12 protein-coding genes and 2 pseudogenes are annotated in these 20,608 nt (G+C 73.1%); 8 read left to right on the top strand and 6 right to left on the bottom strand.

What is annotated here, in order from left to right; all coding sequences use genetic code 11:
* The 6 genes and pseudogenes from R7226_RS26735 to R7226_RS26710 all read right to left on the bottom strand — a co-directional run.
* Nucleotides 1-4,043: pseudogene (locus R7226_RS26735) on the bottom strand (hypothetical protein); the annotation flags it as partial.
* Entirely contained in the window at nucleotides 4,040-5,656 is a 1,617-nt protein-coding gene (locus R7226_RS26730) for a hypothetical protein (RefSeq protein ID WP_318600444.1), read from the bottom strand. The gene R7226_RS26730 and the pseudogene R7226_RS26735, both read right to left, overlap by 4 nt.
* Nucleotides 5,656-7,719 (bottom strand): ATP-dependent zinc metalloprotease FtsH, encoded by a 2,064-nt coding sequence (gene ftsH / locus R7226_RS26725; protein WP_318600443.1) that lies wholly within the window; start codon nucleotides 7,717-7,719, stop codon nucleotides 5,656-5,658. Before ftsH ends, R7226_RS26730 begins: the two co-directional genes overlap by 1 nt.
* A gap of 90 nt (nucleotides 7,720-7,809) precedes the next feature.
* Complete coding sequence (locus R7226_RS26720) at nucleotides 7,810-9,810, bottom strand: type 2 periplasmic-binding domain-containing protein (protein WP_318600442.1); 2,001 nt, start codon at nucleotides 9,808-9,810, stop codon at nucleotides 7,810-7,812.
* A 167-nt stretch (nucleotides 9,811-9,977) separates the two neighbouring features.
* Nucleotides 9,978-12,074: a hypothetical protein gene (locus tag R7226_RS26715; protein ID WP_318600441.1), complete on the bottom strand. Its 2,097-nt coding sequence runs from the start codon at nucleotides 12,072-12,074 to the stop codon at nucleotides 9,978-9,980.
* Entirely contained in the window at nucleotides 12,071-14,095 is a 2,025-nt protein-coding gene (locus R7226_RS26710; protein ID WP_318600440.1) for a PKD domain-containing protein, read from the bottom strand. The genes R7226_RS26715 and R7226_RS26710 overlap by 4 nt, the downstream gene beginning before the upstream one ends.
* Before the next feature lie 127 nt (nucleotides 14,096-14,222).
* Between R7226_RS26710 and R7226_RS26705 the strand changes: the two genes are divergently transcribed.
* The 8 genes and pseudogenes from R7226_RS26705 to R7226_RS26670 all read left to right on the top strand — a co-directional run.
* Complete coding sequence (locus R7226_RS26705) at nucleotides 14,223-15,101, top strand: phosphate ABC transporter substrate-binding protein (protein WP_318600446.1); 879 nt, start codon at nucleotides 14,223-14,225, stop codon at nucleotides 15,099-15,101.
* On the top strand, nucleotides 15,098-16,093 hold the full coding sequence (gene pstC / locus R7226_RS26700) for a phosphate ABC transporter permease subunit PstC (RefSeq protein ID WP_318600439.1): 996 nt from the start codon (nucleotides 15,098-15,100) through the stop codon (nucleotides 16,091-16,093). Before R7226_RS26705 ends, pstC begins: the two co-directional genes overlap by 4 nt.
* Nucleotides 16,093-17,088: a phosphate ABC transporter permease PstA gene (gene pstA, locus R7226_RS26695; protein WP_318600438.1), complete on the top strand. Its 996-nt coding sequence runs from the start codon at nucleotides 16,093-16,095 to the stop codon at nucleotides 17,086-17,088. The genes pstC and pstA overlap by 1 nt, the downstream gene beginning before the upstream one ends.
* A 164-nt stretch (nucleotides 17,089-17,252) precedes the next feature.
* Entirely contained in the window at nucleotides 17,253-17,996 is a 744-nt protein-coding gene (locus tag R7226_RS26690; RefSeq protein ID WP_404827907.1) for a phosphate ABC transporter ATP-binding protein, read from the top strand.
* 8 nt (nucleotides 17,997-18,004) lie between these two features.
* A complete protein-coding gene (locus R7226_RS26685) occupies nucleotides 18,005-18,733 on the top strand; it encodes a hypothetical protein (protein WP_318600436.1) in 729 nt (242 codons plus the stop codon).
* Nucleotides 18,734-18,737: 4 nt separating this feature from the next.
* Nucleotides 18,738-19,427 carry a hypothetical protein gene (locus R7226_RS26680; protein ID WP_318600435.1) on the top strand — a complete coding sequence of 230 codons (690 nt, stop codon included), beginning with the start codon at nucleotides 18,738-18,740 and terminating at the stop codon, nucleotides 19,425-19,427.
* Nucleotides 19,428-19,432: 5 nt separating this feature from the next.
* Nucleotides 19,433-19,984: a hypothetical protein gene (locus R7226_RS26675; protein ID WP_318600434.1), complete on the top strand. Its 552-nt coding sequence runs from the start codon at nucleotides 19,433-19,435 to the stop codon at nucleotides 19,982-19,984.
* A pseudogene (locus tag R7226_RS26670) lies at nucleotides 19,981-20,608 on the top strand (alkaline phosphatase family protein); the annotation flags it as partial. The gene R7226_RS26675 and the pseudogene R7226_RS26670, both read left to right, overlap by 4 nt.

Raw genomic sequence — 20,608 nt, 5'->3', positions numbered from 1 at the left:
GACGGGCTCGGCGCGACCGCCGGCGGCGGCGCGGCGGGCGGCGGCGCGACGACCGCCGGCTCCTCCTCGGTCACTCTTCTGAACTTCTCGGGGCTGAGCGGGCGCGTGCCGCACGGCTGCTGGACCGAGCCGGTCTGCACCGTCACGACCTGTGAGTACGACATCCCGCCGGCGCTGACCGTCAGCGTCGTTCTGCCCGGGTTGAACGCGCACAGCAGGCCGGAGGTCGCGTCGGTCACGACCTTGCCGTCGGCGCCCTGCAGCGGCTTGCGCAGGTTCGCCGTGTTCGGGTCGACGGCGACGAAGTCGGCGACGTCGGGGTCGGAGCTGCTGAAGCGGTACTCCGGCGTCAGCCGCGTGCCGCAGTTGGCCTGCAGGCAGAGCGCAGCGGGGAACGACACATAGGGATCGGCGCCGGTCGGGTTCGGGCTGCCGTCCGAGGCTGAGATCGGCCCCCAGCGGTCGCCGCCCAGCGGCCGCCGGCCGAGCCCCTGGAACAGCGCCGGTCTGCTGCGGCGCAGCAGCGTGCCGTCGATGGCCGCCAGCGACAGCTGCTTGATCAGCGGCTGCATCCGCACCGACACCGGCGCGCGGTTGGTCGCCGGGTCGCGTCTGAGCAGGTCGAGGCTCAGCAGCAGATAGCCGCTGTCACCGAAGACCGCGTCGGCCTGCTCGGGCTGCTGGGCGTTAGCGATCGGCGAGCGGTAGCCGAGCGTGCCGGTGCCGTAGGCGGGGATCGTCTGCGCGCCGCCGGCCGGGATCTGCGTCACGCGCTGCTCCTCGGGCCGTTCGTAGAGGTACGCGCTGGCACCCTCGTCGACGAGCAGTCTGGCGATCGCGTCGCCGTCGTCGGCGACGTTGGAGCGCGGCACGAAGCGCGTGTTGAGGTCGCGGCTGCCGACGACGATCGCGGGGACCCCCTGCGCTCTGGCGTCCTGCAGCGTCGCGCGCAGCCACGGCTCCTGCGGCTCCAACGGCACCTGGTACGGATCGGAGGCGGCGAGCGAGCCGCGCGAGTTGTCGATCACGATCACCCGCACGATGCCGTTGCCGCCGCTGGAATCGACGGCGTAGTGGGTGCGCGTGCCGATCGACGTGTCGCCGTTGCCGACCGGGATCGCTCCCGGCGGTGCCGCGGCGGTGCCGAACGGCGCGGGCATGCCGGCGAACGCGGAGCGGAAGCCGGCGACCGAGTCGCCGAGCGAGTCGGCCGCCGAGACCGCGCCGAAGACCGGCAGCGGTGACTGCGCCAGCAGCTCGGCGAGGCGGGCCGAGTCGGGCGCGGGGGTCGCGGTCGCCGAGGTCGTCGGCAGGCGGCCGCCGGTGTACAGCAGCGCGCGCGGCCCGCCGGCGAGGCCGGTCAGCGGCCGCAGCGAGTCGACGAGCGCGCTGACGGCGCGGTCCGGTCCCAGCCCAGCGCCGGCCAGCAGCGAGCAGGGCCCGTCGCAGGTCGCGTGGCCGGCGACGGCGAAGGTGACCGTGCCGGGCTCGAGCGCGACCCCGGCCGCCGCCGTTCCGATCGGCGACTCGGGCACCGCATCGGGCGCGTAGCGGGTGATCGCCGCCGTCTGGACGCGCGCCCGCACGGTCGCGCCGCTGCCGCTCGCGCTCGTGCCGCGGCCGGCGCTGTCGGGCTGCCCCGACCAGCCGCCGACGGCCCAACCGGCGCCGCTCACGGGGTCGAGCGCGAACGCGGCGACCGGATCGCTCTTCTGCGGCTTGTCGTTGGTGACGCCCGCGTAGGCGGTGCGCTGCTCGTCGCGCCAGCCGCTGTCGGTCTCCCGCAGCACGTAGCCGTCGCCCGGCAGGGCGAACGGCGGCAGCACGGGATCGGGCAGCTCCGGGTCGGGCGGCGGCAGCACGGTCGGGATCGGCCAGGTCGCGCCAGGCGTCACCGACACGATCGCACGCACGCGCTCGCCGACCCGCACCGGGGCGGCGGCGACGACGGTCGCGGCCGGCAGCGGCGCGGCCGACGGCCGCCAGGCGGCGGTGGCGCTGTCGCGCACGAACACGACCCCGCCGCCGGCGGCGATCGCGCCACCGTCCGGCAGGCCCGCGACCGTCACGATCCGCGCCTGCGAAGTGGAGCGCGCGAGCAGCTCGTGCAGACCCGTGTCGACGCGCCAGCCGCTGCCGTCGTTGAGCAGCACGTCGGAACCGGCGGCGACGAGCGCCTGCTGGCCGGCGAAGGCGATCGAGCTGAAGTCAGCTCTCTCGAAGCCGGGCGGCAGCACCTGCTGCTCCCATGTCTTGCCGTAGGCGAGCAGCACGCCGGCGCGGCCGACGGCGTAGCCGCGCTGACCGTCGCCGGGCGCGAAGGCGACGCCCATCAGATTGCCGTCGAAGGCGATCGGCGCGGCCGCGTCGCGCTCCCACAGGCCGGTCTCGCTGCGCCACAGCCACATCGCGCCGAGGTCGCCGACGGCGTAGGCGCGACCGGCCTCCGGCCACGCGACGGCCCGCAGCTGCGGCGCGCTGACGGCGCCGGTCGAGCTGAGCAGGAACTCGCGCTCCCACCCGCCGCCGGGCGTGAAGCGGGCGACCGCGCCGCTGGCGCCGACCGCAAGGGCACCGCTCGCGAGCGAGCCGCGCACCCCGTCCGGAGCGGTCACGATCGCGGCCAGCGGCGCGCGCAGCGAGACCGGCCATTGCGCGAAGCGGCTCGGCGTCGGCGCGTCGGTGACCTGCACCGGCCCCTCGATCCAGCCGCGGTCGGCGGAGACGAAGCCGCCGCTGGCGCGATAGTTGTCGCCGGCGCCCGGCTGGCGTGTGAAGCGCTCGCCGTCGAAGCGGGCCCAGGTGCCGGCGTTGGAGGTGTCGTCGCCGCCTTCGGCGAGCGGGTTGGTGAGGACCCGCGAGCCAAAGCCCTCACCCGCGAACGCGAACGAGCGGTACCCGGCGCGACGGCCGAATCTGAGACCGAGCGGCCGGTCGCAGAGCGCCGCGCCATCGGGCGCGGTCGCGTCGCACCAGCTGCCGGTGACGCGCTCCTGCGTGCGCGACCAGTGGAGCGTGAAGTCGCTGTGGCGGCCGCCGTCGAGCTGCAGCTCACCGTCGATCCAGAGACCGTCGGCGGTGACCGTCAACGCCTGCAGGAGGTCGCCGTCGAAGGCGCTCAGCAGCTCGACGCCGCTGGCGGCCGTTCTCGCCTGCTCGAACAGCGGCGCGGCGAGCTGGCGCGGCACCCAGCGGATGCCGTCGTCGTCGGCGACGCGCGCGTACAGCACGACGCCCTGCTCGAGCGTCGCGTCGGTGCGCGCGAGCAGGTAGGCGTTGTCGGGCGAGGTCGCGCCGATCGCGAGGATCGAGAAGCTCGCGGCCGTCTCGGTCGGCAGCTCGATCGTCTCGCGACTCCAGGCGCTGCCGTCCCAGTGCGCGACCGCGCGCTCGGCAGGGCGGCCGGTGAGCCCGACGAACAGCCCCGTGCGACCAGCGGCGGTGTCGTAGGCGGCAAGCGCGACATGTCCCTCGCCGTCTTCCTGGGCGAGCGCCTCGGCCGGTTCTCTGGTGAGCTCGTCGGCCGGCAGCACGATGTCGGCCGGCGGCTGCGGCAGCGCGGTGAAGCGGTCGCCGGGAGCGGTCGCGTTGCGCACCAGCACGACGGTCTGGCTGCCGCGGGCCCGCTGCGGATCGCTGCCGACGAGCACGCCGCCGCCGCGCGGCGTGATGCGCGCCGACGCGGCGTTGGGGCGCGGGCCGCGATACGGCTGGCCCTGCTCGTCGACAGGCGTCTGCGCCGCCGACCAGACGCCGGTGGCGTCGTCGTAACGTTCGAAGAAGAGCTGCTGCGATGGGCTCGTCGGGTTGGCGACCGGGCCGAACGCGAGCAGGCCGGCCGGCTCCTGCAGCAGCGGCAGGTCGAGCGGCGCCTGGCGGTAGGCCCACGTCTCCCCGGCGGCGCCCGCGGTCGCGGCGCCCATCACGATCGTCTCGCTGTCAGCGAGGCCGAGCACCGGCTGCGCCGTCCCGGCAGCGCGCGCGGGGGTGGTCGCGACCGCCAGCAGGAGGGCGGTCGCCGCGATCCAACGTGCACCGATCATCGTGTAGCTCTGCTCTCGCGCGTGACGAATCTGAGCGCGTCGGGCCAACGTCTGCGGACGAGCTGCAACCTGAGCGTGTGGCGACCGGGTCTGAGCGTCCGCAGCGGCGTCCGCGCGACCACTCTGCCCTTGCGCTTGGCCTGCAGTTGCACGCGCGCGGCGCGGCGCAGCGTGAACGAGATCGACAGCCGCAGCCGTCTGTCGACGCGCGGTCTCGACATCTTCGCCATCAGCGCCCTCACGCGCGTGACTCTCGTCTCCGTCGGCGTCGGTTCGGGCTCGGGCTCGACCGCCGGCGGCGCGAACAGCTGCGAGTCGTCGACCGGCGGCGTGTCCGGGATCGACTGCGCGACCGACTCGTTCGGACGGTAGGTGATCACTCTCGAGAAGGCGGGATCGACGTCTCGCGCGCGCGCCGCTCCGTCGGTGAAGTGGAACAGCCAGCCGGCGTTGGTCACCATCCAGCCCTCGTCGGGGCCGGTGAACTCGATCTTGGCGGCGGCGCCACGGCCGGCGCCGCCGGCGGGCAGCCGCTGGATCGCGACCGTCCCGTCGGGCGAGAGCTGCGCGACGCGTGCGCGCGCGGTCGCCGAGCCGCGTTCCTGGAACGACTGGACGACGACCCAGGCGTGGTCGGTGCCGGGCACGGCGGCGACGTCGGCGAAGCGGTCGGTCGCGCCGAAGACGCTCTCGTCGAGCGGCAGCTCGCGGTAGAAGTTGTCGCTGAAGCGGACGGCGATCGGGGGACGCGGTACGGACGTCTCAGCCGACGCGTCGGGCCCTGAGGCGGCGCCGCCGCCGACGTACCACGGCACGGTGCCGGCGGCGACGTCGGCCGCGAGCAGCTCGGTGCCGTGCAGCGGCACCCCAGCGCGCGGCAGCGAGGCGAACAGCTCGTTGCGGAAGCTGGTGCCGCGGATCGAGTGGATCGGCTGCGGCGTCTCCTCGGCCGCGCGCAGCGGCACCTCGCTGTCGCGGTCCTCGCGCTGGGCGCCCATGTAAGTCGTCTCGAAGAAGGCGCCGCCGCTCGCGATCACGTCGCTGACGCCGCGCCCCTGAGGCGCGTAGGTCGACGTCAGCGTCTGGCCGTTCCAATGCAGGTGGTAGCCGCCGACGCGCTGGCCGGCCGGGTCCTGCGCGCCGCCGCCGGCGAACCAGCAGTCATCAGGCCCGCTGCAGGCCGCGGCGCTCATCACGCGGAAGGGGTCGCTGCTCTCCGGCGGCGTCGAGTAGGAGGCGATCACCTGACCGCCGCGGAAGCGGCAGAGGCCGAGGCCGCCGCCGCTGCGCGGGAGGCTCGGCGTGCTCACGACCCAGAACTCGTCCGGACCGGACCACGCGATCCGCGTCGTGTCGGCCGGGCCGCCGCAGACGGTCGCCAGCTGTCTCCACTCGACGCCGTCGTAGGCGTAGAGCCCGCGCGCAACGATCGCGTTGCCCTCGACCGCCAGCAGGCAGCGCGTCGCCGACCAGCAGGAGAGGTCGCCGGGGCGACCGAGCGGGACCTTGTACGGGGAGCCGGCCGGCGGCGCCGGCTGCTCCAGCCGCCATGTGCCGGCGGCGCTGGCGAGCGTCGCCAGCAGCCCGGCGAACCTCACGGGCGAAGCCCCCATCAGCGGGCGGCTTCGCCGCGCTCCCGGGCGAGCAGCCGCGGGAACTCCTCCGGGTCGACCGCCTCGACGGTCGAGAGGACCGCTTCCAGCGCGACGCCGGAGAGCGTCTCGTGCACCAGCAGCGCCTGCGCCGTCTCGTGGACGGCGCCGAGGTTGTCGCGCAGGATCGCGCGCGCGATCACCTCGGCGTCCTTGACGAGCCGCTCGACGGCCTCGTCGATCAGGTCGAGCGTCTTCGGCCCGACCGAGCCCAGCTCCTGCAGCGAGGCGCCGAGGAAGACCTCGCCGGACTTCTCGCCGATCGTGACCGGGCCGAGCTCCTCCGACATGCCGAAGCTCGTCACCATCGAGCGCGCCAGCGCCGTCGCCTCGTGGAGGTCGTCGTGGACGCCGGTCGAGAGGTGGCCGAACTCGAGCCGCTCGCCGGCGGCGCCGGCCAGCATCGCGATCAGCTGCATCACGAGGTCCGGCTCTTCCATGATCGTCTGATCGCGGTCGGTCAGCATGTGCGCCGCGGTGCCGAGCGTGCGGCCGCGCGCGACGATCGAGACCTTGCGCGCGGTCGCGCCGGTCCCCATCGCCTCGGTCACGACCGCGTGCGAGGACTCGTGGACGGAGATGATCCAACGCTCGCGCTCGGTCAGCAGGTGCTTCTTGGCGGGGCCGGAGACGACGCGGTCGATCGACTCCTCGAGCACCTTCTGCGTGATCTCGCGCTCGCCGGCGCGGACGGTCAGCAGCGCCGCCTCGTTGACGACGTTGGCCAGCTCGGCGCCGGAGAAGCCGGGCGTCAGGCGGGCGATCTCGTCGAGGTTGGCGTCGGCGCCCATCGGGCGCTTGGAGCCGTGCAGCCGCAGGATCTCCGAGCGGCCGTGGACGTCGGGCGTGTCGACGGTGATCTGGCGGTCGAAGCGGCCCGGGCGCAGCAACGCCGGGTCGAGGATGTCGGGGCGGTTGGTGGCGCCCATCACGACGAGGCCGCCGTCGCCGGAGAAGCCGTCCATCTCGACGAGCAGCTGGTTGAGCGTCTGCTCGCGCTCGTCGTTGCCCTGGCCGATGCCGGCGCCGCGCTTGCGGCCGGCGGCGTCGAACTCGTCGATGAAGATGATCGCGGGCGACATTCTGCGCGCCTTCGCGAACAGGTCGCGCACACGGGCGGCACCGACGCCGACGAGCGACTCGACGAAGTCCGAGCCGGAGAGGCTGAAGAAGGCGGCGTTCGCCTCGCCGGCGACGGCCTTCGCCAGCAGGGTCTTGCCGGTGCCGGGAGGACCGACCAGCAGCACGCCCTTCGGCGCGGCGGCGCCGAGGTCGAGGTATCTGGAGGGGTCGTCGAGGTAGTCGCGGATCTCGGCCAGCTCGGCGACCGCCTCGGGCACGCCCGCGATGTCGGCGAACGTGACCTTGTGCGCGGTGCCCTTGCCCTTCTTCTTGCCTCTGCCGGTGAAGTTGGAGAAGGAGGCGATGCCGCCGGCGCCGCCGTCCTGGCCGATCCGCATGAAGAGCGCGAAGAGGCAGACGAGCAGCAGGATCGGCAGCAGGAACTGGACGACGATCGTCAGCTGCGCCTTGCCCGGCTGCTGCTTGACGGCGACGATCGCGCCGCCCCTTTCGAGCGTCTGCGAGATCAGCTGCGTCTGCGCGCCGGAGGAGGGATACGCCGACCAGAACAGCTCGGCGTCTCTGGTCACGACCTGCACGCGCGAGTCCTGGTCGAGCAGCGTCGCCTCGACGACCGCTCTGTCTCTCGCGAGCGTGAAGACCTGGCTCAGCGGGATGCCGACGCCGTCGCTGGAGGGCTTGGTCGCGCCGAGCAGCGTGAAGAAGAGGATCACGATCACGATCGCGGCCGTCATCAGGCCGAGCGCGAAGAGGTCTCTCAGCAGGAATCTGAGCACGCGCACGGCGCCGTTGCGGACGGCGTCGGCGGCGGGGTTGCGGCGCTCGGCGAGGCCGGAGCGCACTCTCGCTCTCGCAAGGCCGTCGGCGCGCGTCGCGCGCTTGGTGCCGAGCGGGCGCTCGTCCTCTGAGGGGTCCTGCTGTGGGGCCTGGTTGTCGGTCACGGATCCTGCGCTTCGTGTGGGGAATCGAAAGACGTCCGGCCCCGCCGCTGGTCACGGCGGGGCCGGGCGTGTGCTGCGGGGGCCGTGCGCTTAGCGCTTGGCCTTTCTTCTGGCGGCTCTTCTGGCGGCGGCCTTGACGGTGACGGTTCTCGTCACGGTGTTGGCGGTGCCGCCGGTCGGGGTGAAGGTGAACTTCACGGCGACCTTGAGCTTCTTGCCCTTGGCTCTGGCGAGCGCCTTCTTGGCGGCAGCCGAGAGGTTCAGTCTCAGCGTCACTCTGCCGGCGCCTCTCGGGCTGGCGGAGACCGTCGCGACCTTGATCGTTCTTCTGCCGACCTTCGTCGTCGCCTCGGCCTTCAGCGCGCCGGCGCCCGGGAGCTGCACCGAGAAGGTGATCAGCGAGGCGGTCGACTTGCTGCTCGGGATCGAGAAGACGTTGCTCGGAGCGGCCGGCGGGTTGACGACCGGCGGTCTGACGACCGGCGGGACGACGACCGGCGGGACGACGACCGGCGGTCTCTGCTCGCCGCCACCGCCGCCCTTGTTCCAGTCGATCGCGTTGACCGCGGCACGCGCGTAGTCGGCCAGCGGCACGTCTCTGCTGTTCGGGAGCGGCGAGTAGTCCTGGTTGGTCAGCGCCTGCCCGTAGGAGGAGACGATCACTCTCAGGTAGTCCTTCACGGTGCGGGCCTTGGCCTCTTCGGCAGCGGAGCCGCCGTAGACCTTGGAGCTGTCGTCCCAGGCGAGCGTGTACGTCAGCACGCAGGCGCCGTAGCTCGCGCCACCGGCGGCAGCGGCTCTGCCCCAGTTGCCGAGCGTCGGGTCGCCGTTGCGCGACTCCGCCGGGGTCGGCACGCCGGAGAGCGTGACCGTCTGGCAGTTGGCGCCCTTGCCGCCCGTTCTCGGGACGTGCGCCAACGCGTCGAAGGTCGGCTCGGCGTACGCGCCGGGCGTCGCGTTGCCGGCTCTCGTCTGCAGCGGCGACCAGAACGTGTAGTCCTGCGCGGCGGCCGTGGCGGCCGGGGTGATCTCGAAGCCTCTCGCGCGCGCGGTCGCGAGGTCGGCGTAGCCGATCGATCCGTCGGTCGCTCTGACGGCGTCCGACAGCGGGCCGGCGCTCGTCGAGGAGGCGACGCAGACCTTGTCGGCGCCGACCGGGCAGGTCGCGCCCTGACCGACGACGATGGTCGCTCTACCGGAGCCGGCGCTCGGCCAGTCGGTGTTCGGCGAGCTGTATCTCGACAGCCAGCCGCGCGTCGGGTTGATCAGCTGGAGGTAGGCCTTCCAGCCGTAGGTCGTGCCGGAGACGTCCGGACGGACGATGCGGCGGACCGGGACCTCGGCGCAGTTGTCCTCGGTGGCGTTGGTCTGGTCGCCGCCGCTGATGCCTCTCGGGTCACCGGTGATGCCCGGCGCGATGTCGCCCCAGGTCGTCGCGACGCCGGCGAAGGCGGCCTCGACGTCCTCGTTGCTGACGCGGATGCGCTGCGTGAAGTTGGCCGCGCTGTCGCCGGTGTCGGCGACGGCGCCGTCGGCGCCGTTGGTGACGCTGTCAACGTCGCCGATGTTGCAGCCCTCGGGGGCGTGCAGGATCAGCGTCGTGGCGCCCGTCGCAACCGGGATCACGTGGACGATGCCGTTGTCGGCGTCGCCCGGAAGGCCAGCCTCCATCAGCGAGATCTGGTCGGCCGTCGGCGGCTCGTCGGTCGTCGCGGCGGCGGAGAGGCCGTCGCGGACGCCGTTGTCGAGCGGCACTCTGCAGGTGTTCGCGACGACGCACAGCAGCGTCGAGGAGCCTCTGCCGGCGCCCATCGAGGCGAGCCCGTTGCCGGAGCCGTTGCCGCTGTAGATCGGCGCGGTCGGCGCGCCGCCGCAGCCGTTGGAACCCTCGAAGACCGACTTCCAGTAGGACTGGGCGGCGTTCTGGAACGAGGCGCCCTGGATTCTCACGCCGGGTGCGCCCTGGCACTCGGCGATCGTGAAGGCGGCGTGCGCGTCGGTGGCGCCGAAGGCGCCCGCGCCGACCGCCAGCACGGCGATGCCGGCGGCGAGTGCGCGACGCGGCGCGCGAGACGCAGCGGGTGATGCCATAGGGGGTGTGGTCCTTTCCTGACGATGCGTTGTCGTGGAGGCGGACGAGACTCTGTTGCGGGCGCTTGGCCGCCGCCAGAGTCGTTCACAAGAAGACTGCGGTCCGTTCACAGCTCCATGGCAACCTGATAACGACTCGTTCACCTGAATTGGGTAGTGCCGCGAATTCACGGGCGTCTCGCTCCGTGCGTCGCGCTCTTGGTCCCGCCTCTGGATGCTCTTCGCGCCGTTCTTCTGGTCGCTCTCGTCGTTCTCTTGGCGACGACGACGAAGCGCGCGTTGGCCGTTCTCGTGCGCACGCGGCCGCCCGCGCTCGGCGTGAGCGTCACCGTGACTCGCACCGGCAGCGGCGTGCCCTTGCGCACGGCCGCACGGTCGCGCGCCGCCAGTCTCAAGGTCAGGCTGACCGTGCCGCGTCTGGCGGCGCTGCCGCGTGCGCTGGCGACCTGCCGCACGCGCGCTCTTCTCGCCCGCGTCCCCCTCGCAGTCCTTCTCACGACGACCGGCCGCGTTCTCGCGAAGGCGCGGACGGCGCCCGCGACCGGCACGACGACGCGCAGCGCGAGCGTGCCGTCTCTGCGCGAGCTGACGCGCAGCACGAAGTCATCGCTCTCGCCGACGATCTCCTCGTTGATCGCATCGCCGCCGAGACCGGCCGGCGGCGGCGCCGTCTGCGACGCGTCGACCTCCTGCACCGCGAAGGCGTCGGCGAGCTCGTTGGCGTCGCCGGCGACGAGGTTGCTGGCGCGCGAGACGAACCCGAGCGTGCGCCCGTCGGCCGACAGCGCGACGCCCGGTTCGACGGTGTCGTTGACGTCGCCGCCACCCGGCCGCAGGACACGGCGTGTGCCGCCGCCGGGAGCGAGGTCGACGGTGTAGAGCTCGGTCGAGCCGGCCGAGGAGCGCGGGTCGCCGATCAGCGGAGGCGCCGGCGGCAGGAACTGCCGCCGGGCGGTCGCGAGCAGCACGCGCTGGCCGTCGGCGGAGATCGCGACCGACTCGACGTCGCCGTTGACGGCGGCGTTGGCGCCGATCGAGCCCTTCGTCAGCGTGCGCGTCCCGGCCTTGCGCGTGACGCCGTCGCGCATCGAGGTGACGTAGGCGTCGAGCGCCACATCAGAGTCCTGCGCCGGCCGCGGACCGGCGCCCGAGACGAACGCGACCGTCATGCCGTCGGCGCTCAGCGCGGGCGCGCGGCTGCCGATGTCGAAACCGCCCCCGTCGGTGTCGGTCAGCGGGCCGTCACACGGCGCGACCGACGTGAGGCTCGGCGAGATCTGGCCGCCCTGCCCGCAGCCGGGGTCGTCGGGGTCGGAGATCCCCGTGATCCGCCGCGTGCGCGCGCCGGGCTCGTCCCAGCGGCGCCAGAGGTAGTAGCGCTGCGCGTCGTCGAGCGTCTCGCCACCGATGAAGCGCGTCTGGGCGGTCGCGTTCTCGCCGACCCACGCGACCGTGCTGCCGTCGCGGCTGATCGCGACCGGCGTCTGCGCCCCGCCGACCGCGCCGCTGCCGTCGAGCGCGGCGCTGGCGAGCACGGTGCGACGCTGCCGCAGGTCGCGCACGAAGACCGCGCCGGGCGGTGTGTCGATCGCGTCGCGCGCCGGCAGGTCCGACTGCTGCTCGACGGTGCGGAAGGCGACGAAGCGGCCGTCGGCGCTGATCCCCTGGCCGGCGAACACAGCGGCGCCGGGCGTGCGGCCGGGCAGCGGCGGGTCGCGCGGTTCGTAGGCGGCCGGCTCGTCGCCGCCGTCGCGCGCCGAGACGAGCTGATACGCGCCGCTGGCGGGGCGGTCGGGGAGCAGCGGGATCGTCATGTCGCGCACGTAGACGTCGACGTTGTCGTTGACGTCCTGCGGGACCAGTCTCTGGGCGGTCGCGAAGGCGACCCAGCGACCGTCGTCGCTGACCGACGGAGCGGCGGCGCCGCGCAGCAGCAGCTCGCCGCTCAGCTCGTCGAACTGGTCCCCGTCCGCGACGAGCGCGATCGCCCCGCTCTGGCGGTCGAAGCGGAAGATCCCGCCCTGCCGCAGCGTGCCCGGCGCATCGGGGTCGTCGTCGGCGAAGAAGTTCGACGCTCTCGTCTGCAGCACGACCCAGCGGCCGTCGCCGGAGAGGTCGAGCGCGGTCGTCGCGCCGTCGGCCTGCTCGAGCCGGCCGTTGTGGACGGAGGTGAGCTGGGCCTCGCTCCAGTCAGCGTGGGCGGCGGCCGGCAAGGCCGCCAGCGCGCCCACGCTCGTCAGCGCCACCAACGTCGAACGTCTCATCTGACGACCACCCTCTGGACGACGGTTCTGCGGTTGCCGGCCTTGTCGCGCACGGTAACGCGGACGCTGTAGCGGCCGGCTCTGCGATAGCGGTGGGTCGCTCTGACGCCGCGGCCTCTGCTGCCGTCGCCCCATTCGATCGCGACCCTGGCGACGCCGGAGGACTCCGCTCTGACGCCGTCGGAGACGGTCACGCGGACGCCCTGCCTGGGCGCGGTCGCTCTGCGGCGGGCGCTGGCTCTCGCGCCTCTTCTCGCCGCTCTTCTGACCGGCGCCGCCTTCACGCGCACGCGCGCGATGCGCGCCACCGGCGCGGTGCGATCGACTCTCAGGCGCGTCACGAGGCTCGTCGTCGTCTGCTGCGAGGCATCGGTGGCGACGATCGCCAGCTCGTGGTTGCCGTCGCCGAGCGCGGCTGTTCTGAGCGTCTGTCTCAGCGCTCTGAGCCCGGTCGCGACCTCTTCGCCGTCGACCTGGACGGCGTAGGTGACGCTGCCCGAGGAGGTCTGCGCGCGATCCCAGCTGACCGTCACCTCGCTCGCGCGCGTCCAGCCGAGCGGCGGGTAGACCATGAAGTCGCCGGGCGGCGCGTCGATCGAGGCGGCGACGACCTGCTTGCCCTCCTCTCTGCCCTGCAGGAAGGCGGTCAGCGCGCTGCCGTACTGCGAGCCGCCGAAGCGCAGCTCGCTGACGGCGCCGCCTCTGGCGCCGCTGACGATCCGTCTGAAGGGCGTGCCGTCGATCCGCCGCTCCAGCAGGCCGACGCCGGCCGAGCCGCCTTGGTCGACGACCCACGCGGCCGACAGCGAGCCTTCCTTGCCGCGCACGACCTGCGGGTTCGGCGCGCTGCGCGGCGTGCCGTCGTCGAGCCGCGTGGCGGGGTTGACGGCCGCCTCGTCGCCGGTGACGTCGAGCGCCTGCGCGTCGAGCGAGATGCCGGCGTCGAAGCCGCCGCTGTCGTCGACCGAGACGCTGACCGCGCCGAGCGCGCCGGCCGGCCCGTCGGCGCCGCCGCCATCGACCGCTCTGTGGCCGAGGAAGGTGCCGGCGCCCTCGACGAGGCTCGACGGCAGCATGTTGACGAGCAGCCGCGGGCGCGTCCACGCGCTCTGCGAGTCGACCTGCTGGCGGAAGCCGACGATCGTCTCGCCGAACGGCGCGACCGCCAGCGCGACCTGGTCGGCGGCGCCGCGCAGCGGCTTCCCGTCGACCTCGCTGGGGCTGACCGGCAGCACGTTGCCGAGCACCTGGCCGAAGACGCGGCGCGCGTAGACGCGCGGCGTCAGCGCGTCGTCGGGCTCGATCCAGGCGACGACCGCGTTGCCGTTGCCGTCGCTGCGCACCTGCGGGCCGTTGAGCGCGGTCGGCTCGGCCTGCGGCTGGCTCTGGATGCGGTCGACCGGCTGACCCAGCTGCGACCAGAACGAGCCCGAGTAGCGCTGCAGGCGGATGTCGGCGTCGATCGTGCCGGGCGGCAGCGTCGGGCTCTGGCGCTGCAGCACGACGCGGTAGGCGAGGTAGGCGACGCCGCCCGGGCCCATCGACAGCGACGGGGCCGCTTCGAGCCCCTCGCGCACGTCGAGGTCGATCGCGATCGGCGCCTGGAAGCTGCGCGCGCCGGGATCGAGCGAGGCCGAGTACATGCGGTTCTGCACCCCGCCGCCGAACTGGTGAATCCAGGTGACGACGAGCCGGCCGCCGTTGCCGGCGCCGATCGCCGGCCACGAGGAGTCGAATCGCTGTCCGGCGTCGACCCGCTGCGGCGCCTGCCATCTGCGGTCGACGTAGCGGCTGACGAAGACGTGCGTGCGGCCCTCGACGCGCTTGCGGTAGACGAGGCCGCCGCTGCCGTCCTCGGCCATCGCGACGCCGTCGACGCCGATCACGTCAGCGGACGGACCGTCGAGCGTGACGGCCGCGTTGATCGTCGCGGAGGCCGTCGGCACGCCCGCGGCAAGGCCGAGCGCGAGCAGGGATGCGAGGACGAGCGCCGGCTTTCGGCGAGGGGCGAACGGGCGCACGGCAGCGCACAATGCAGCCTCACCTCACCGATCGCGTGAAGAAGTTGAGAACGTGAAACGCGCGTTCACGAATCGGTAACTGGGGTCGATTGACGATGCGCCACCATCGCTTCGCGTGCCGACTGCGGTGCGTCGCAGCCCGCGCGCATCCGTCACCACGAAACCGTCTCTCGGAGGTCCTGTGCGTCAACGCGCAACCACAATCGCCCTTGCCGCCATCGCGGCTACCGCGGTCGCCGCGCCCGTCGCGAGCGCCGCCAAGACGACGATCACGATGAGCGGCTCGACGTCGGTCGCTCCGCTCGTCACCGAGCTCGCGAAGAAGTACATCGCGAGCGGCCAGCCCGGCTACAACAAGGTCAGATTCGTCCTCCAGCAGGGCGGCTCGGACACCGGCATCACCGACGTCTCGCGCGGCCGCGTGACGATCGGCAACGTCTCCCGCACGCAGCAGGCGTCGGATCCGGGCGGCCTCGTCTTCAACAAGATCGCGTACGACGCCATCTGCATCATCACCAACCCGGCCAACCCGCTCGGCACGCTCTCGCAGGAGCAGGTCTCCTCGATCTTCACCGGCCGCACGCGCGCGTGGAGCCAGGTGCCCGGCGCCAGAGCGACCGGCTCGATCGAGCTGATCAGCCGTACGGCGACCTCCGGTACCGCCGACGCCTTCAGAGAGATCTTCCTCGGCGGCCAGCAGTCGGTCGCCGCCTCCGCGCAGGTGAAGTCCTCCAACGGCCTCGTGCAGTCGACCGTTCTCAACACCAGAGGCGCGATCGGCTTCGTCTCGCTCGACTTCGTCAGAGAAGGCCTCAAGACGATCAACTACCAGGGCGTCGCGTGCACGCTGCGCAACGCCAAGTCGGGCCAGTACAAGGGCGTCCGCCCGTTCTCGCTCGTGACGCGCGGCGCGCCGAGCGGCGAGGCGAAGAAGTTCATCAAGTGGGCCCAGAGCAGCGCTGCCGCCAAGGCGGTCGTCAACACGCACTGGATCCCGGTTTCGTGAACTCCCTGCCGTCACGGAGACGCGGCGCTCCGCGCCGTCCTCCGGAGCGCGCCGAGCTGTGGCTCGGCGCGCTGGCGGCAACCCTGCTGGTGCTGATCCTGGGGATGCTGTTCTTCGTCTTCAAGGAGGCGTGGCCGTCGTTCAGCCACAACGGCCTCGCCTGGTTCGGCAGCGGCGGCAACACCCAGCAGCAGCTGGCGGCGATCTACGAGTCGCCGTCGAACCCCGACGACTACGTCTACCACCTGCGCGCCTGGCCGCTGATCTACGGGACGATGCTGAGCACCGGCCTCGCCGTCCTCTTCGGCCTCCCCTTCGCGCTGCTGTGCGCGCTCTTCATGGTCGAGTTCGCGCCGCCCGGCGTGCAGCGCGTGATGACCCCGGTCGTGCGCTTCCTCGCGGCCGTCCCGTCGGTCGTCTACGGCCTGATCGGGATCCTCGTGGTCGCCCCCTGGATCGACCGCAACCTCGTCAGCGCCGAGTTCAAGCTCGACGTCAACCCGCTCGTGCCGATCTCCGGCGGCGGGCTGCTGCTCGCCAGCTTCATCCTGATGGTGATGATCGTGCCGATCATGATCGCGATCATCAGCGACGCGCTGCGCGCCGTGCCGCGCGCGTGGATCGAGGGCTCGGCGGCGCTCGGCGTCAACCGCTGGCGCACGATGTGGAAGGTCGCCGTGCGCACCGCCCGCCCGGCGATCGCCGCCGCCGTCGTGCTCGCGACCGCCCGCGCGCTCGGCGAGGCGATCATGCTCGCGATGGTCTCCGGCTCCTTCATCTGGGCGCCGAACCCGCTCGACGGGCTCAACTTCTTCCTCGAGCCGATCATGCCGCTCGCGGCGACGATCGTCGGCCAGCAGGAGGGCTTCTCCGCGATCCCGCTCGGCCAGACGCTCTACGCGATCGCCGCGGTCCTGCTCGTCTCCTCCGCGCTGCTGTCGTTCGCCGGCTGGGCGGTGCGCCAGCCGCTGCGCAGATACGCGACCCGCTGATGAGCGCGCTCGCGACACCCCCGCGCCAGCCCGGCGCCGCCGCCCCGCCGCCGAGACGGACCCGCGCGCGCGACAGCGCCACCACGTGGCCGCTGCGCGACCGCATCGGCCTCGCGTTCTGCTGGGCGGCCGGCATCACGCTGACCGTCGTCGCGCTGACGGTCCTGCTCTACATGTGCTTCAAGGGGATCACGCAGCTGCGCCCGAGCATGCTCGTGACACACCCCAGCGGCGCCGTCGACCAGAGCAGATCGGGCGGCTTCCTCGACCCGATCCAGGGCACGCTGCTGCTGACCGCGATCGGGATCACGATCGCGGTCCCGATCGGCGTCTCGGTCGCGCTGTGGCTGGTCGAGTACGGCCGCCCGACGGCGCTGGCGCGCGCGGTCGAGTCGGCCGTCGACGTGATCGCCGGCGCGCCCAGCGTCGTGCTCGCGCTGTTCGGCCTCTCGTTCTTCTCCGAGACCTTCTTCTCGTTCATGTCGTTCCGCTCCGAGGACACGGCCTTCGGGCGCTCGTTCATGGTCGCCGGCACCGTCATGTCGCTGATCGCGCTGCCGCTGATCGTCGGCGCCACGCGCGAGGCGCTGCTGCAGGTCCCCAACCACGTGCGCGAAGCGTCGCTGGCGCTCGGCAAGACGAAGGCGTCGACGATCCGCGCGGTGCTGCTGCCGGCCGTCCGCCCCGGGATCGCGACCGGCACCGCGCTCGGCATGGGCCGCATCATCGGCGACACCGCGATCGTCGTCCTGCTGCTCGGCAACACGCTGACGACCCAGCCGCGCGACGGCGGCATCTTCGGGCTGTCGCTGCTGCAGGGCACCGGCTCGACGCTGACGAGCTACATCTACGGCAACTCCCCCGTCGGCGAGGGCAACGCACCGCAGAAGGCCTACGCCGCCGCGTTCGTGCTGCTGCTGATCGTCGTCGCACTGAACGCCCTGGCAACCCGCATCGCACGCGGGCGTCGAAAGGACACCGCGTGGATCCGCTGATGCCACCGCCCCCGATTCGCAAGATCTCGCTCGAAGCGCCGCCGACGGTGGTGCACGTTCCGCCGATCCCGTTGAACGGGAACGGCAACGGCAACGGAGCCGCTCACGCCGGCGGCGTCCACACGCCCGGCCCGCCGTCCTCCGAGGCGCCCGTGATCGAGCGGATGCGCTGCGACGCCGTCACGATCGCCTACGGGCCGAAGGTCGCGGTCAACAAGGTCGACCTGCCGATCAGCCAGGGCGAGGTGCTCGCGATGATCGGGCCCTCGGGCTGCGGCAAGACGACGCTGCTGCGCTCGCTCAACCGCCTCACCGAGCTGACGCCGAGCGCCTCCCGCGGCGGCGTCATCTCGCTCGACGGGCACGACATCGACCTGCTCGAGGTGACCGCGCTGCGCAAGCGCGTCTCGATGGTCTTCCAGCAGCCGAACCCGTTCCCGATGTCGGTCTTCGACAACGTCGCCTACGGGCTGCGCGAGGGCGGCAGCAAGCGGCCGCGCAAGAAGGAGCTGATGGAGCCGGTCGAGCGCGCGCTGACGCGCGCCGGGCTGTGGCACGAGGTGAAGGACAACCTCGACCATCCGGCGCTGCGGCTCTCCGGCGGCCAGCAGCAGCGGCTCTGCATCGCGCGCTCGCTCGCGGCGCAGCCGGAGGTGCTGCTGATGGACGAGCCGTGCTCGGCGCTCGACCCGATCTCGACGGGCAAGATCGAGGAGCTGATCCTCGAGCTGCGCGAGCAGATCGCGGTCGTGATCGTCACGCACAACCTGCAGCAGGCGCAGCGCGTCGCCGACAGAGTCGCCTTCATGTACCTCGGCGAGCTGGTCGAGTACGCCAGCGGCGAGCAGATCTTCAACGCGCCGCAGGCGCAGCGCACGCGCGACTACGTCGGCGGGGCCTTCGGGTGAGACGGCCGATGGCGCTCCTGCTCTCAGCGACGGCGGCTGTCGGGTTCGGCGTTGGTGCGAGCGGCTGCGAGACGACGCGCGAGAAGGCGGCGAAGGTCACCAAGCAGGGCGACAACGCCTTCAGACAGACCGGCCTCGACGTCTCCAGAGCGAACAGAGCGGTGCAGGTCGTCTCGACCGCCGTCGTCAGCGACGTCAACGGCTCGGCCGTCGCCGCGGTGCTGAAGAACACCGGCAGCAGAGCGCTCGCCGACGTGCCGCTGCAGCTGGTCGTCTCCGACGCCAGAGGGAGAGCGACGGCGAGAAACGACGAGCCCGGCCTCGAGCACGGCCTCACGCACGTCGCGCTGCTGCCGCCGGGCAGAGAGGTCGTGTGGGTCAACGACCAGTTGACGATCCTCGGCGACAGACCCGCGAGAGCGCAGCTGACGGCCGGCCGAGGCAGAGGCGACGCGCCCGCGAGCGCGATCGAGATCACCGTCGAGGACGCGAGACTGGAAGGCGACCCGGCGAGCGGGATCACCGCCGTCGGCAAAGCGGTCAACGGCTCCGCGGTCGTCCAGAGAGACCTCGTGATCGCGTGCGTCGCGCGGCGCGGAGGGAGAGTCGTCGCCGCCGGGCGAGCGATCGTGCCGGTGCTGAGAGCGAACGGCAGAGCGACCGTCCACGTCTATTTCATCGGCGACCCGACCGGCGCCGAGCTGACCTTCGAAGCCCAACCCTCGACCCTCCAGTGATGCCATGAGCCAGACCACGACGTGCCGGACCTGCGGCGCCTCGCTCGCACCCGACCAGCGCTACTGCCTCGGCTGCGGCACGCGCGTCGCGGCGCCGCGGCTCGACTTCCTGGCCGAGAGCGAGCGCGCGGAGGCGGCCGCGCGCGCGGCCGCCTCCGCGGGCGCCGCACCCGACGCGCCGACGGCGGCGTATCCGACCGCCGCGGGCGCGCCCTCTCCGGCCTCCGCGCCGTCGCGGCTCGACAAGGTCGGCGGCCCGATGGGCGCCGCGGCCGTGGTGCTGGTCGCGCTCGGCGTCGGCTTCCTGATCGGGCAGGGCAGCAACGACGCGCCGCCGGCGCAGAAGGCGCCGGTCGTCAACATCGAGGGCGGGCTGCCGAGCGGCGGCACCGCCGCGCCGACGAGCGACACGACCACGGGCGGCACGACCGACGACGCGGCCACTGGCGCGACTGACGACGCCGGCGCGACCGGCGGCGACAACAGAGCGTCCAGCAGAAGAACGGCTGCGGACGACGCCGCCAGAGTCGCCGACAGCACGAGAGACATCCCGAAGTCGACCGGCACCGAGGAGACCGGCGGCGACCTCAACAGACTGAGAGCGCAGCCGAAGGAGACGGCGACGCCCGGCGCCCCGCCGCCGACAGATGACGAGCCCGCCGGCGGCGGCTCAGAGGCGACTTCGATCGGATGAACCAGATGGACTCCCTGCGCAATCGCATCAACCCCAAACGCCTGATCGCCGGCGACCCGCCGCCGCCCCCGCCGAGCCCGCTGCCGCCCGGCGGCGGCCAGGCAGTCGGCGTCTCCGACCTGCAGGAGCGCCGCGACGCGCTCGCGCGCGAGCTGGCCGAGCTGCAGTGGGACCTCGGCGGCCTCGCCTACGAGATGGCGATCCGCGACCACTTCCGCCTCGACGTGCTGCTGCGCGCGGCCGGCAGACTCCAAGCGGTCGACGCCAGACTCGGCGAGGTCGAGCACCTCCTGCGCCTCGACACGACCGGCGCCGCCGGTGCCTGCCCGCAGTGCGGCACGCTCTACGCCCGCGGCGCGCTGTTCTGCTCGCAGTGCGCCTTCCAGCTCGTGCAGGTGCAGCACGCGGGGGCGCCGGTGGCACCGCCGGCACCTGACTCGCCTGCTCCCGCCCCGCCCGCGCCCGCCGCGGCGGACGCCCCATACGGCGTCCACGACGCGGACGCGACCGTCGCGTTCGACCCAGCCGCGGACAACGAGGAGTCGCCGGCGCGATGACGGCGCCGCGCTGCCACGAGTGCGCCGCCCCGCTCGCGGTCGAGCAGCGCTGGTGCGTCGTCTGCGGCGCGCGCCAGGCCGGCGCGCGGACGGACGTGCGCGAGCTGCTGTTCGGCCCGCCCGCCGTCCCGCCTGAGCCCGCCGCCGCACGGACCAGCGGAAGCTCGGGTCCCTCCGCGGGCCCGGATCGTTCGCTGCTGGCGACACGACGCCGCCGCGCGGCGCTGCCGGTCGCGCTCGCGTCGCTGGTCGGTCTCGTCGTCGTGTCCGGCACGAGCGTGCCGGCATCGGTCGCCGGCTCCTCACCGCCGCCGTTCACCGTCGTGCTGCCGGCGCAGGCCGCCCAGCAGGTCGCGCAGGTCCCGCCGCCAGCCGACGAGACCCCCGAACCGCCGGCCGAGGAGTACGTCGCTCCCCCGGTCGAAGCGCCGGTGGTCGAGACACCGGTCGCAGCCACGCCGGCCGCCGAGGCGGAGACCCCCGCCGCCGAGGAGGAGACGGCCGCCGAGGAGAAGCCGACGAAGGAGGAGACGCCGCCGGCCGAGACGCCCGCCGAGGAGACCTCGCCGATCAAGCACGTCTTCCTGGTCACGCTCGGCGCCGCCGACCTGGGCGCGCTCGCCA

The sequence above is a fragment of the Conexibacter stalactiti genome (assembly GCF_033542075.1).
GTDB lineage: Bacteria > Actinomycetota > Thermoleophilia > Solirubrobacterales > Solirubrobacteraceae > Conexibacter > Conexibacter stalactiti.
Note: the sequence above shows the minus strand (reverse complement) of the source record. Positions and strands in the feature narration are given on the sequence as shown.